We start from the raw sequence: 14,596 nt of genomic DNA on the forward strand, positions 1-14,596 counted from the left end.
CGGGGCGGCTCCCGCAGCCGTGCGCCGGGGGCTACTCGCTGACGTTGACCAGGGGCTCGCCCGAGGGGACTCCGGCCGCCTGCATCTCCTCGGCGATCTTGAGCGCCTCCTCGATCAGCGTCTCCACGATCTTGGACTCGGGCACGGTCTTGACCACCTCGCCCTTGACGAAGATCTGCCCCTTGCCGTTGCCCGACGCCACCCCCAGATCCGCCTCCCGTGCCTCACCCGGACCGTTCACCACACAGCCCATCACCGCCACCCGCAACGGCACCTCCATCCCCTCAAGCCCCGCGGTGACCTCCTCCGCCAGCTTGTACACATCCACCTGCGCCCGCCCGCACGACGGGCACGACACGATCTCCAACCCCCGCTGCCGCAGGTTCAACGACTCCAGGATCTGGTTCCCCACCTTGATCTCCTCCGCCGGCGGAGCCGACAGCGACACCCGGATCGTGTCCCCGATCCCCTCCGCCAGCAGCGCCCCGAACGCCACCGCCGACTTGATCGTCCCCTGGAACGCCGGACCCGCCTCGGTCACCCCCAGGTGCAGCGGATAGTCGCACGACGCCGCCAGCAACCGGTACGCCGCGATCATCACCACCGGATCGTTGTGCTTCACCGAGATCTTGATGTCCCGGAACCCGTGCTCCTCGAACAACGAGCACTCCCACAGCGCCGACTCCACCAACGCCTCCGGCGTCGCCTTCCCGTACTTCTCCAGCAGCCGCCGGTCCAACGACCCCGCATTCACCCCGATCCGGATCGGCACCCCCGCATCCGACGCCGCCTTGGCGATCTCCTTCACCTTGTCGTCGAACTGCCGGATGTTCCCCGGATTCACCCGCACCGCCGCACACCCCGCGTCGATCGCCGCGAACACGTACTTCGGCTGGAAGTGAATGTCCGCGATCACCGGGATCTGCGACTTGCGCGCAATCGTCGCCAACGCATCCGCATCGTCCTGCGACGGGCACGCCACCCGCACGATCTGGCACCCCGACGCCGTCAGCTCCGCGATCTGCTGCAACGTCGCATTGACATCCGAGGTCAACGTCGTCGTCATCGACTGCACCGAGATCGGCGCATCCCCACCCACCGGCACACTGCCGACCATGATCTGACGACTCTTCCGCCGCACAGCGAGCGGCTTGAGCGGAGCGGACGGCATTCCGAGCGAGATCGCGGTCATCTCTGGTGTGTTCCCCAAGGTGAGGCGGCGGTCCGACCGGCTGTCCCGGGCGACCGGGAGCGCCGGACAGGCCCCAGCACTCCCAGCACAACCGTACGCCACAGGGCCGCCCCCGCCGAACTCCGGCGGGGCGCGGCCGGGGCGCGGTCAGCCCAGTCTGACCGGGTTCACCACGTCCGCGATCATGACCAGCACGGTGAAGCAGAGGAACACCCCGGCGACCACGTAGGCCAGCGGCATGAGCTTGGCGACGTCGAACGGTCCCGGGTCGGGGCGGCGGAACACCCGGGCCGCGTTGCGGCGCATGGCCTCCCACAGCGCGCCGGCGATGTGGCCGCCGTCCAGCGGCAGCAGCGGCAGCATGTTCAGCAGGAACAGCGACAGGTTGAGGCCGGCCAGCAGCGAGATCTCGGTGGCGAGCTTGTCGACCAGGGGGGCCTTGGCGGCGAAGACGTCGCCGCCGACCCGGGCCACGCCGACGATGCCCACCGGCTGGTCGGCGTTGCGCGGCGCGCCGTCGAAGGCGGAGTCCCACAGCGCGGGGATCTTCGAGGGCAGCGAGACGACGGACTTGACGCTGGACGACGCCAGGCCGCCCATCTTGTCCATGGTCGCGCCGAAGCCGAGGCCGATGGTCGGCTCCTGCGGGACGATGCCGAGGAACCCGGCCTCGACGGTCTTGTCGGTGGGGTTGCCGCCGGAGTCCAGCCCGTAGAGCTTGTTGCTGACGATGGAGGCGTTCAGGGTGAGCTGCTTGCCGTCGCGGCTGACCACGATCGGCACGGACTTGTCGGCCGAGTCCCGGATGTAGCCCTGGAGCTGGTCGTAGTCGCTGATCGGGTGCCCGGCGAAGGAGACGATGGTGTCGCCGGGCCTGATGCCCGCGTCGTAGGCCGGGGTGTGCTTGGCTCCGGCCGGGCAGGTGCTGCTGGTGGCGGCGGTGTCGGTGGCGCTGACCACGCACTGGTAGACGCTCTGCACGGTGGGCACCGGGGTGGGCTGGCCGAAGCCCATGAACAGCACCAGGAACAGCCCGAACGCCAGGATCAGGTTCATGAACGGGCCGCCGAACATGACGATCACCCGCTGCCACGGCTTGCGGGTGTAGAACAGCCGCTCCTCGTCGCCGGGCAGCAGCTCCTCGTACGACTGCTCGCGGGCGTCCTCGATCATGCTGCGCCAGGGCGAGCTGCTGCGGGCGGCGACCCTGCCGTCCGCCCCCGGGGGAACATCCCGATCATGCGGATGTAGCCGCCCATCGGGATGGCCTTGATGCCGTACTCGGTCTCGCCCCGCTTCCGCGACCAGATGGTCGGGCCGAAGCCGACCATGTACTGGGGCACGCGGATCTTGAAAAGCTTGGCCCAGGTGAGGTGACCCAGCTCGTGCCACGCGATCGAGACCAGCAGTCCCAGCGCGAAGATCACAATGCCGATCACCGTCATGAGCGCCGTCATCGGCCACCCTCTTCCCTCATGTACGCCGCCGTGGTGGCGCGGGCCCAGGTCTCCGCAGCCAGGACGTCCTCCAGGGTCAGCGGGGTTCCCCGGTCCGGAGTGCCGTGTTCGGCGACCACCTTGGCCACCGTATCCACGATGCCTGTGAACGGCAGCCGCCCCGCGAGGAACGCGTCGACGCACTCCTCGTTGGCGGCGTTGAACACGGCGGGGGCGGTGCCGCCCATCGCGCCGACCTCGCGGGCCAGCCCGACGGAGGGGAAGGCGTCGGTGTCCAGCGGGAAGAACTCCCAGGTCGCGGCCTTGGTCCAGTCGCAGCCGGGGGCGGCGTCGGGCACCCGCTCGGGCCAGCCCAGGCCCAGCGAGATCGGCATCCGCATGTCCGGCGGGCTGGCCTGGGCCAGCGTGGAGCCGTCGGTGAACTCCACCATCGAGTGGATGACGGACTGCGGATGGACCACGACCTCGATCCGCTCGAACGGGATGTCGTAGAGCAGGTGCGCCTCGATCACCTCCAGGCCCTTGTTGACCAGGGTCGCCGAGTTGATGGTGACGACCGGGCCCATGTCCCAGGTGGGGTGCGCCAGTGCGTCCGCCGGGGTGACCCCGGCCAGCTGCTCGCGGGTGCGGCCGCGGAACGGCCCGCCGCTGGCGGTGACCACCAGCCGGCGCACCTCCCGCCGGGCGCCGCCCATCAGCGCCTGGAACAGCGCGGCGTGCTCGGAGTCGACCGGGACGATCTGCCCGGGCGCGGCGACGGCCTTCACCAGCGGCCCGCCGACGATCAGCGACTCCTTGTTGGCCAGCACCAGCACCCGCCCGGCCGACAGCGCGGCCAGGGTCGGCGCCAGGCCGATCGAGCCGGTGATGCCGTTCAGCACCGAGTGGCACGCCGCCCCGGCCAGCTCCGTCGCCGCGTCCGGCCCGGCCAGGATCTCCGGCAGCGGCTGCCCGGCGGCGGCCTTGGCCGCCAGCGCCGCCCGCAGCGGCTCCACCGCTTCGGGCCGGGCCACCGCGACCGTGCCCACGCCCAGCCGCAGCGCCTGCTCGGCCAGCAGCTCCACCCGCCCGCCGGCGGCGGACAGGGCGACCACGCGGAAGCGGTCCGGATTGCGCAGCACGACGTCGATGGCCTGGGTGCCGATGGAGCCGGTGGAGCCGAGGATCACCAGCTCGCGCGGGCCGGTGGGGTCGCTGACGACGGGTTCGAACCGCAGGTGCGGGTCGGCGAGAGAGTCCATGGGAACCATTGTGGCCTGCCGCGCGGGCAGAGCCGCCGCCCCGGCGGGCCGGGGCGGCGGCGCGGGGGCGTCAGCCGCCGTCCGGGTGGTCCTTGAACCAGGTCAGGAACGCCTGGGTGGGGCTGCCGATGCCGGTGACGTCGTCATACCCCTGGGTGGTCCTGAGCGAGGTGTCGCGGTCGCCGACCAGCAGCACCGGATCACCGTCGGCGTCCGGCGCGACCTGGTCGGGCTCGTGCCCCAGCGCCGCAGGCGCCGGCAGGACGTCATGGAACTCCGAGCTGCCGTACAGCTTGTACAGGTCGGGGTCGGCGAAGCCCAGCGGCTGGCCGGCCGCCTGGATCGCCAGCGCCTCCATGCCGGTGAACAGCGGACTGGCCAGGCTGGTGCCGCCGACCGCGTCGATGCCGAAGGTGGCGTCGCGCTCGGAGTAGACGACGCCCTGACCGTCGCTGCTGGCGTGCGAGGTGACCTTGCCGCTGCTCTGGCCGACCAGGAACGGCGTCGTCGGGGAGGCCAGCATGGCCACGTCCGGCAGCTCGCGGTGGGCCTGCCCGGAGCCGGACGGCGTGGACAGCGCGTCGGGCACCACGCCCTTCTGGTACGGCGGCTGCGCGAACATCGCACTCATGCCGCCGCCCCCGGCGCCGTCGAAGGTGCCGCTGCCGGTCGACCAGGCGCCGTCGTGGAAGGTGTACTTCACATCGCCCCAGCCGGTCTCCCACTGGTACTGGCCCTGCTGGCCTATGCCCAGGGTGGTGCCGCCGACGCCGGTGGCGAAGGGGTTGTCGGCGGGCTCGTTGACCGTGGGCGAGCTGGACGGGTCCTGGCCGGCGGTGAAGTCGCCGCTGTCGCCGGTGGAGAAGTTGAAGGTGATGCCCTCGGCCGCGCCCTGCTCGAAGATCTGGGTCTCGGCCTGGAGGTTGGCCTTGTCCCCGGCGTTCTCCGGCTCGCCCCAGGAGCAGGTCACCAGGTCGGCGGAGTGGGCCTGGACGATGGTCTGCAACGGCGCGTCCAGGTCGGCGGAGTTGTCCGACTGCGCCGCGTAGTAGACGATCTTGGCGTCCGGGGCCATGGCGTGCACAGCCTCGATGTCCAGCGTCTCCTCGCCGTACCAGCCCTGGGCGCCGCCGGCGGTGCTGCCGGAGGCGAAGTGCGCGGGGATGTGCTGGGTGAGCTGCAGCGGCGGCAGACCGGCCTCGCTGTCGTACTTGGCGACGTCGGAGACGATCGTCGGCGAGGCGAAGGCGTCGACCACGGCGATGGTCACGCCCTGGCCGGTGAGCCCGCTGGCCTCGACCCCGTAGGCGCTGCGCAGCTGGTCCGGGTTGTAGCCGCAGACGTCCATCGGCGGGGTGCCGCCGCCGCCCGGGCCGGCCGGGTAGCCGCCGGCCTGGACCTGGCCGTAGTACTGGCTGCACTTGAGCTCGCTGCTGTCGGCGGGGCGGTCCCTGCCGTCGGCGGCGAAGGCCGAACCGGAGCCGAGCATGGCCTTCAGTGCGGCGGCCGAGGCGGAGACCCTCTTCCGGGTGTCGGCGCTGATCGACGGGGTGACCGGGCTGGTGGTGGTCAGACCGGTGACGCTGGAGATGTACGCGCCGATGTCCGCCGGGTACTGCGGCTGCGAGGTGGTGGACAGGTCCACCCGGCCGTCGTGCCGGAACCGGTCGATCCGGATCTTCAGCACGGAGTTGACCTTGCCGACGGTGGTGCGCACCACGATCGACTCGCTGTCCTGGGAGAGGATCGTCATGTTGTTCTGCTTCACCCAGCCCACCACCGCCTGGCTGGCGTCGGCGCGGCTGCCGAAGCGCGACTGGAACTCGGCCGGCGTCAGGAAGTGGTGGTAGTCGGGGCTGCCGGGGGTGCCGACGGCCACGGCGTACTGGGTGACGCTGTCCGGCGAGGCCTTGGCGAAGTAGACGGTGCCGGTGACGATGGTGTTCGGGTCGGCCGGGCCCAGGTCGTCGGCGGGCGTGGCCCAGCTGGGCTTGGTCCAGGAGCTGCCGCCGGCCAGGGCGGTCGTGGTGCCGCCGCCGGTGCCGCCGGTGCCGGAGCCGCCGCCGTGGTGGTCCTTGGCCACGGCTATCGCGCCGCCGCCGACGACCACGGCCAGCACCACGGCGATCGCCACCGCCTTGCCCCGGCCCCGGCGCCGACCGCCGCCGGAACCGCCCGGCCCGCTGCCGGAACCGCCGGAACCGCCGGAACCGCCCGGTCCGCCGGGACCGTCACCGGGGCCGCCCGGTCCGCCGCCGTACGGCGGCTGGGGCTGCTGCTGCCGGGGCGGGGCCGGCGGCTGGGCGTACGGATTCTGCACATACGGGTTCTGCGACTGCGGCGGCGCCTGCGGGTAACCCTGCTGCGGGTAGCCCTGCGGCGGCGCGCCGTACGGGTTCTGCGGCTGCGGCGGCGGGTACCCCTGCGGCGGGTACCCATACGGCGGCTGCTGCTGCGGCTGTTGGGGCTGCTGGGGCTGTTGCGGTTGCTGGGGGTGGCCGTACGGCGCTCGGCCGTACGGCGGTTGCTGCGGCGGTTGCTGCGGCGGTTGCTGCGGCGGCCGGCCGTACGGCGGCTGCGGCGGTGGGTTCCCCTGCGGTTGCCGGGGTTCCTGGCCGTAGGGCGGGTAGCTCACTGGACGCCTGTTCTCCTCCGGACACACCAGGGGAAACGATCCGCGAAGCCCGTCATTCCCCCGTGGTTCAAGCTTCTTGTCGCACGTCGTCGGGCATCGTACCGGCCGTCGACGCGCGTTGCGCTCAGCGGACGCTGCGGTGGACGTCCTCGCCCCCGGAGGGCCCCGGTGTCGAGTCCGCGATCCACGGCCCCTCCCCCGAGGGGTCGAGCACGCCCTGTTCCAGCCAGGTGTAGCGGCCGTTGACAACCTGTCGGGCGATCCGCCGGTCCAGGTCGTCGGTGCTGCTCCACAGCCGGTCGAACAACTCGTCCACCCTGAGCCGGGCCTGACGGCAGAACAGGTCGGCCAGTTCGTACGCCGCCCGCCCCTGCCGCGGGTCGGCGCCGGGCGCGGTGCGCAGCATCTCCGCCCGGACGCAGACCGCACTCATGGCGAACAGCTCCGCGCCGATGTCCACGATCCGGCCGAGGAAACCCTGCTTGGTCTCCAACCGCCCCTGCCAGCGCGACATGGCGTAGAAGGTCGAGCGGGCGAGCCGCCGCGCTCCGCGCTCGACGAAGCGCAGCTGCCCGGACAGGTCGGCGTGCCCGGACGGGTGGAACTCCCGGTAGGAGGTCGGCAGTTGTCCGGGCCCGGCGGCCAGCTTGGGCAGCCACCCGGCGTAGAAGGCCCCGGCGCGCGCCGCTGCCCGGCCCTTGCGTTTCAGGTCCGCCTCCGGCTCGATCAGGTCCCCGGCGACCTTCACGTGCGCGTCCACGGCCTCCCGGGCGATCAGCAGGTGCATGATCTCGGTGGAGCCCTCGAAGATCCGGTTGATCCGCATGTCCCGCAGCACCTGCTCGGCCGGGACCGCCCGCTCGCCGCGCGCCGCCAGCGAGGCCGCCGTCTCGTAGCCCCGGCCGCCGCGTATCTGCACCAGCTCGTCGGCGATCCGCCAGCCCATCTCCGAGCCGTAGAGCTTGGCCAGCGCCGCCTCGATCCGGATGTCGTTGCGGTCCTCGTCCGCCATCTGGCTGGAGAGGTCCACCACCGCTTCCAGTGCGAAGGCGGTGGCCGCGATGAAGGCGATCTTCTGCGCCACCGCCTCGTGCTCGGCGATCGGCTTGCCCCACTGCTCGCGCGCGGCCGACCACTCGCGGGCGATCCGCAGGCACCACTTGCCGGTGCCGGCGCACATCGCCGGGAGCGACAGCCGCCCGGTGTTGAGGGTGGTCAGGGCGATCCTCAGCCCGGCGCCCTCGGCCCCGATCCGGTTCCCTGCCGGAACCCGCACCTGGTGGAAGCGGGTGACGCCGTTCTCCAGGCCGCGCAGCCCCATGAAGGCGTTGCGGTGCTCCACGGTGATCCCCGGCGAATCGGCCTCCACCACGAAGGCGGTGATCCCGCCCCGGTGCCCCTCGGACTTCGGCACCCGGGCCATCACCACCAGCAGGTCCGCAACCACGCCGTTGGTGGTCCACAGCTTGACGCCGTCCAGGAGGTAGGCGTCGCCGGACTCGGTCGGCACGGCGGCGGTGGCCAGCCGGGCCGGGTCGCTGCCGACGTCCGGTTCGGTCAGCAGGAAAGCGCTGATGTCGGTCCGGGCGCAGCGCGGCAGGAAGCGCTGCTTCTGCTCGGCCGTGCCGAACAGCTTCAGCGGCTGCGGGACGCCGATGGACTGGTGCGCCGAGACGAGGGCGCCGATCGCCGGGCTGACGCTGCCGATCAGCGCCAGCGCCCGGTTGTAGTACAGCTGGCTCAGCCCCAGGCCGCCGTACTCCTGGTCGATCTTCATGCCGAAGACGCCCAGCTCCTGCAACCCCTTGACCACCTCGTCCGGGATCCGGGCCTCGCGCTCGACCAGCGCGCCGTCGATCCCGGTCCCGCAGAACTCCGACAGCCGCGCCAGGAACTCCTCGCCGGTGCGCGCGGACTCCGGCTCCGGCTGCGGGTGCGGGTGGATCAGGTCCAGCCGGAACCGACCGAGGAACAGCTCCTTGGCGAAGCTGGGTCTGCGCCAGTCCTGCTCGCGCGCCTCCTCGGCGACCCGGCGGGCCTCCCGCTCGGTGACCTTGGGAGCGGAAGCAGCAGCGTGCGGAGCAGCAGCAGCGTTCGGAGCAGCGGGTTCAGTGGACATGGAGCACCACCTCGCGGTGAGTTACCGGCCGGTTCCCATCGGTTCGACCGTACGCTCCGTCACTGACAGATCACCAGACGTACAGCAGGATCCCGGTGCCGGAGCACGGTCCTACCGCGCTCCTGCCCCGGGATCCTGCTGCCCAGTCCGCTGTCTCCGGCTGCTGCCGCCTGCGGCTACAGCGCCAGCCCGGTCAGCACCAGCACCCGCTCGTAGGTGTAGTCGGCCATGGCGTACGCCACACCCTCGCGGCCCACGCCGGAGTCCTTGACGCCGCCGTAGGGCATCTGGTCGGCGCGGTAGGAGGGGGCGTCGCCGATGATCACGCCGCCGACCTCCAACTCCCGGTGGGCCCGGAACGCCGTCTGCACGTCGTGCGTGAACACGCCCACCTGCAGGCCGAACTTGGAGTCGTTGACCGAAGCGAACGCCTCGTCGGTGCCGTCCACCCGCTGGAGCGTCAGCACCGGCCCGAAGACCTCCTCGGTGTGCAGCCGGACTCCGGCGGGCACATCGGTGACCACGGTCGGCGCGTAGCTCGCGCCGCTGCGCTCGCCGCCGGTCAGCAGCTTGGCTCCGGCCGCGACGGCCTCGTCCACCCAGGACTCGACGCGCTCGGCGGCGGCCTGGTTGACCAGCGGGCCCACGTCCACCGCGTCGTCCGAGGGGTCGCCGGTGACCTGCGCGCCGACCTTGGCGACGACCTTCTCGACCAGCCGGTCGTAGACGGAGGCGTCGGCGATGACCCGCTGCACCGAGATGCAGGACTGGCCGCCCTGGTAGTTGGCGAAGGTGGCGATGCGGGTCGCGGCCCACTCGAGGTCCTCCTCGGAGGACCAGTCGGCGAGGACCACGGCCGCGGCGTTGCCGCCCAGCTCCAGCGTGACGTGCTTGCGCGGCACCGAGTCCAGGATCTGGTAGCCGACGACGTCCGAGCCGGTGAAGGAGATCACCGGCAGCCGCTTGTCCTGGACCAGCGCGGGCATGTCCGCGTTGCCGACGGTCAGCACGCTCCAGGAGCCGGCCGGCAGCTCGGTCTCGGCCAGGATCTCGCCCAGCACCAGTGCCGACAGCGGCGTGGCCGGGGCGGGCTTGAGGATGATCGGCGCGCCGACCGCGATCGCCGGGGCGACCTTGTGGGCGACCAGGTTCAGCGGGAAGTTGAACGGCGCGATGCCGAGCACCACGCCGCGCGGGAACCGCCGGGTCAGCGCCAGGCGGCCGGTGCCGCCCGCGTCGGTGTCCAGCCGCTGGCCCTCGCCGCTGTTGAAGCGCCGGGCCTCCTCGGCCGCCCAGCGGAACACCGAGGCCGCGCGGCCGACCTCGCCGCGCGACCACTTGATCGGCTTGCCGTTCTCGGCCGTGATCAGCCGGGCCAGCTCCTCGGTCCGCTCGGTCAGCCGCTTGGCCACGTGGTCCAGGGCGGCGGCGCGGACGTACGCCGGGGTGGCGGCGAACTCGTCCGCGACGGCGACGGCCGCGGCCACGGCCTCCTCGACCTGGGCCCCGGTCGGGACGCTGACGGTGCCGACCAGACGGTCGTCCCAGGGGTGGCGGACCTCGAAGGACTCCGTGCCGCGTTCCTGCCGACCGGCCAGCCAGAATGCGTAGGTGCTGGTCACCGAGGTCACCGGCCTTTCTGCTGCGCCCGGACCGGGAGCCGGCCGGGGGTGGGAATGTCTGCCTCCACGGTAGGACGCCAGGGCCGGGCTGTTGCTTGTCCGTTACGTAGTACTGGGGCCCGGCGGCAGTACGGACTGGCCTGTCACCGCCCGGGCACGGGACCGCCCGGGCGCCGGACCACCCGGCGCAGGGGTCACCCCGCGTTGCGGGCCCGCAGCGCCAGCCACAGCTCCATCCGGACGTCGGCGTCGTCCAGCGAGCGGCCCAGCAGCTCCTCCACCCGGCGCATCCGGTAACGCAGGGTGTGCCGGTGCACGCCCAGGTCGGCCGCGGCCGCGTCCCACTGGCCGTGCCGCGACAGCCAGGCGTACAGGCTGGCCTCCAGATCGCCGCGGGCGGACCTGTCGTGCTCGCGCAGCGGACGCAGCAGGCCGTCGGAGAAGGCCAGCACCGCCTCGTTGGCAAGCAGCGGGAACAGCGAGCCGCTGCCCACCTCGTCGTGGTCCACACTGTGCCGACCGCTGCGCTGCGCCACTGCCAGCGCCCGCTCGGCCTGGGTGTAGGCGGCCCCGGCCGCCTCCGGGACGGTCGGGCCGGAGATGCCCAGGGTCACCGCGTCGAGGTCCTCGACCGCGGCCACGCAGTCGATGTGGACCGCACCGCCGTCCAGCGCCAGCAGCACCAGCCGCTCGCCCTCGGGCGCCAGCAGCAGCGGCTCGCCCGCCCGGATCGCGGACTGCTCGGCCAGGTCGCCCAGCGCGGCCATACCAGCGCCCTCCGCGACCAGCACCCGGACCTGGCCCTCGGGCAGGCCGCCCAGCAGCGCCCCGGCGACCTCCCGGGCGGTGCCGGTCTCCCCGGCCAGGACCAGCCGCAGCAGCGCCGTGCGCATCCGCTCCTCGGCCCGGCGCAGGTCCCGGGAGCGCTCCAGGGTGAGCGTCAGCAGCGCGACGGCGGCGTTCAGCACGTAGCGCTCGCCGGGGGTCAGCCGGTCCTCGGTGCCGACCGCCAGGAATCCCCGGGCCCGCCGGTCCGCGCCGAGGGACTGCAGCACCACGAAGTCCCCGGCGGCCTGGTCGTCCGGCTGCTCGGGTCGGCCCGGCTGCCCCGCCGCCGACACCGGCTCGGGCGGGTCCTGCTGCTCCGGCTGCCGCTCCAGCTGTTTCTCCGTGACGGCGGCGCCGACCGGGCCGTCGCTCCAACGGCCGCCCTGGAGCGACGCGCTGGTCGGGGCGGGCCTGCTGCGCAGCCGCTCCACCTCCGGCCGCAGCCGCCCGGCGCGGCGCACCGCCCAGTCCGGGGCGGCGGCCACCACCGCGCCCGAGGCGTCGTACAGCGCCGCCCAACCGCCGAGCCGGGCGGCCAGGCGTCCGATCAGCGCGGCGGTGCCGTCCTTGCCCAGCGCCGCGCGGGTCAGCTCCTCCTGGGCCTCGAAGCTGGTGGTGACGGCCTGGTACTGCTCGGCGGCGAGCGCGGCGGTCACCGCCTTGCTGATGGCGATGAACGGCGTCGGCTGCGGCACCTGGAGCAGCGGCAGCCCGCGCTCCTCAGCGGCCTCGACCAGCGCCGCGGGCACCTCGCCGTAGGTCAGCCCGATGCCGAAGCCCAGCCCGGCCACCCCGGCGTCGGCCAGCCGGTGCACGTAGCGGCGCAGCTTCTCCCGGCTGCGGCCGAGTTTCAGCCCGGTGGTGAGCAGCAGCTCGCCGCCCTCCAGGTAGGGGGCCGGGTCGTCCAGCTCGCTGGTGTGCACCCAGCGCACCGGCCGGGCCAGCCGGTCGTGCCCGGCCAGCACGGTCAGGTGCAGCCCCGCCATCGCCACCAGGGCGGACAGGGTGACGCTGGTCGCGGGCGCGAGGGGGGTCCGGGCTGCCGGGCTCTTGGAAGTCATGTCACCTTCGACGGCGGGCTGCCGACCGCGGCGCTGCGGACGGCTGTGGTTCCTGGCCGTCGAGGACAACGGCCACACCCGATTCTGCCGTACCGTCGCAGTGCCCGCCGGGCGACCTCGAACTTCCGTTCCCGCCCGGCCCGGCGACCCCGCCGCCGTCAGCCGCGCAGGTCGACCAGCAGCGGCGGGACCGGCGTGCCGTCCACCGCCGTCAGCGACAGCACCGCATGGCCGCCCGGCAGCACCTGCGCCAGCTCCGAGGGCGACCAGCGGCGGCGTTCCACCCTCCGGGTGGTGACGCTCTCGGTGTGCGCCCGCTCGCCCTCCAGCACCGCCCGCGCCCCGCGCCAGGTCCGCTTGAGGAAGCCGCCGGAGGTGTCCGGCGCGCGGGTCACGTCCCGCTCGTCCACCCAGACGTCGCCCCAGGTCTCGGCGAACAGCGTGCCGTCCCAGGGCGCGATGCCCGGGAACGCCATCCGCCCGCCGACCGCGCCGAACAGCGGCGCCCGCAGCGCCTCCGGCAGGTCCACCAGCGTCCGCAGCAGCAGCACCGCCCCGGCGTGGGCGCCGCGCAGCCGCTGCAACCCGCGCACGGTGTGCGCGTCGATCACCGTGGACGCGTCGTCGACGACCAGCCCGGCGAACAGCGAACGGTCCTGCCGGATGCCGGCCGCGTGCAGGAACTGCCCCACCGCCAGCCGGGCCATGATCCGGGCCGCCTCCGGGTGGCTGTGCTCGGGCAGCTTCACCCGCACCCGCAGCGGGTGGTCCAGGGCGTGCATGGCGAACAGCGGCTTCTCGTCCGGCTGCGGCCCGGACACGGCCGCCCGGCCCGAGCGCGACGGGTTGAAGCAGCCAGCGAACGCCGGACGGTCCAGCAGCGCCAGCCGGTCCGCCAGCAGCACCCCCGGATCGTCCGCCTGGCCCCGGGTGCGCTCCCGCTGCGCCAGCTCGTGCCGGTACTCCTCCAGCTGCTCGGCGGCGTGCAGCGCATCCTGGAGCCCCTCCCAGGCCACCGGCTCGCCACGCAGCAGCAGCGACAGCTCGCGCACGCCCGGCGCCCGCCCGAACGCCGCCCGGAACGGGCCGACGATCTGCTGCAGCGCCTGCCGGGCGCTGTCCGCCCGCCGCGCCAGCTCGTCCGGGAGCAGCGCGTCGGCGAGCTGGGCGGCCGCGGCGTCCGCCGAGCGCGCGCCGCCGTACAGGTCCAGGCCGTAGCGGGAGTGCGCCGAGCCGGGCGCGATCACCACGTCGTACCAGGAGTCCGGGCCCAGGTCGGCACTGTCCGAGCCGACCACCACCACGGCCGCCGTCCCGGCCAGTGCCTGAAGGCACAGCGCCTCGGCGACCGGGCGGGCCAGCCGCGCCGTCTTGCCGGTCCCGGCCGGACCCACCGCCAGCAGCGAGGTGCCCAGCAGCACCGGATCCAGGGCGAGCTGCGTGCCCCGGTACTCGGCCGGGTTCTTCGGCACGTCCTCGGCAGTGCCCAGCAGCACCTGACGCAGCAGCAGGTCGTGCTGGGCGCCGCGCCCGGCCAGATCCCGCGCGCCGGAAGGGTGGGCGCAGGCGGCGGCGCCGTGGTCGCGCACCGCGTCCAGCAACGCCGTCAGCCGCTCCGGGTCGTGCCGGACGCACTCCAGCGCCCGGTTCAGCCGCTGGTGGTCCACATCCGCCACCAGGCCCTGCGCGGTCTGCTGGTCCACCAGCCGCAGATCCTCCGGGTGCGCCAGCGCCCGGAACTCCCGCCACGGGTCGACCGGCTGCGGCTGCGCCGCGCCCTGCACCGGGATGGCCACCCGGCCCTCGGTCGCCCCGGCCAGCCGCCGGGCGACGGCCCGCGCCGGCGGCAGGCCGTAGCGCCGCCAGACCAGCGGCCAGCGGCCCATCCCGCCGAACAGCTTCACCAGCAGCGCGATCTCGCCGAGGTCCACCAGCCAGGTGGTCAGCGTCAGGCCGAAGCCGTCGCCGACGTACGGCATCAGCAGGCTGTGCAGCTCCGCGCTGACGATGCTGCCGAGGTAGTAGAACACCTCCCAGGCCACCACCAGGTTGAGCAACGCGCGCAGCAGCAGCTTCCAGCCGGGGACGCCCGGGTCGGCGTCCTGCTGCTCGTGCCTGGTCCGGGGGGCCGGGCCCAGCCCGTACACGCCGGGCGCACCGGTGTGCCGGGGCGCCGACAGCCAGCCGACCAGGTCGAAGCCGGGCCGCGGCGGCGCGCCCGCATGCGGCCGCGCCGAGGGCATCGGCGGGATCGCCGCCGATGGCGGGGCCGGGCGTGCCGCGGCGGAACTCCCGCTGGGGGGTGGCGGGTACGACTCCGGATCGCTCAGCTGTCCGGCCTGCCGCTCCCGCGCGCCTTCCAGTGACATAACGCAGTCCCGCTTCCTCGCGCGCGCCCACCCGTCCAAAGCTCTCAATCTAGTGCAGCGCGCCACCCCCTG

The 14,596-nt window shown here is 73.4% G+C and carries 7 protein-coding genes and 1 pseudogene; all 8 read right to left on the minus strand.

What is annotated here, in order from left to right; all coding sequences use genetic code 11:
• Positions 1 to 31 precede the first annotated feature (31 nt).
• The gene (gene ispG / locus GXW83_RS27180; RefSeq protein WP_182445694.1) at positions 32 to 1,192 is read right to left on the minus strand and encodes a flavodoxin-dependent (E)-4-hydroxy-3-methylbut-2-enyl-diphosphate synthase; all 1,161 of its coding nucleotides are present in this window, start codon (positions 1,190 to 1,192) and stop codon (positions 32 to 34) included.
• A 147-nt stretch (positions 1,193 to 1,339) separates the two neighbouring features.
• Positions 1,340 to 2,649: pseudogene (locus tag GXW83_RS27185) on the minus strand (RIP metalloprotease).
• Positions 2,646 to 3,890, minus strand: coding sequence for a 1-deoxy-D-xylulose-5-phosphate reductoisomerase (gene dxr, locus GXW83_RS27190; RefSeq protein WP_182445695.1), 1,245 nt, complete (start codon positions 3,888 to 3,890; stop codon positions 2,646 to 2,648). The pseudogene GXW83_RS27185 and the gene dxr overlap by 4 nt, the downstream one beginning before the upstream one ends.
• Before the next feature lie 70 nt (positions 3,891 to 3,960).
• Entirely contained in the window at positions 3,961 to 6,525 is a 2,565-nt protein-coding gene (locus GXW83_RS27195) for a protease pro-enzyme activation domain-containing protein (protein WP_182445696.1), read from the minus strand.
• 124 nt (positions 6,526 to 6,649) lie between these two features.
• Positions 6,650 to 8,644, minus strand: coding sequence for an acyl-CoA dehydrogenase family protein (locus GXW83_RS27200; protein ID WP_182445697.1), 1,995 nt, complete (start codon positions 8,642 to 8,644; stop codon positions 6,650 to 6,652).
• A gap of 176 nt (positions 8,645 to 8,820) precedes the next feature.
• A complete protein-coding gene (locus GXW83_RS27205) occupies positions 8,821 to 10,266 on the minus strand; it encodes an aldehyde dehydrogenase family protein (RefSeq protein ID WP_182445698.1) in 1,446 nt (481 codons plus the stop codon).
• 194 nt (positions 10,267 to 10,460) lie between these two features.
• Positions 10,461 to 12,155, minus strand: a complete 1,695-nt coding sequence (locus GXW83_RS27210) for a PucR family transcriptional regulator (protein WP_182445699.1) — start codon at positions 12,153 to 12,155, stop codon at positions 10,461 to 10,463.
• Between the two features lie 158 nt (positions 12,156 to 12,313).
• Positions 12,314 to 14,524, minus strand: a complete 2,211-nt coding sequence (locus GXW83_RS27215) for an ATP-binding protein (protein WP_225447283.1) — start codon at positions 14,522 to 14,524, stop codon at positions 12,314 to 12,316.
• Positions 14,525 to 14,596 lie beyond the last annotated feature (72 nt).

Origin of the sequence: Streptacidiphilus sp. PB12-B1b (assembly GCF_014084125.1) — a bacterium.
Lineage (GTDB): Bacteria > Actinomycetota > Actinomycetes > Streptomycetales > Streptomycetaceae > Streptacidiphilus.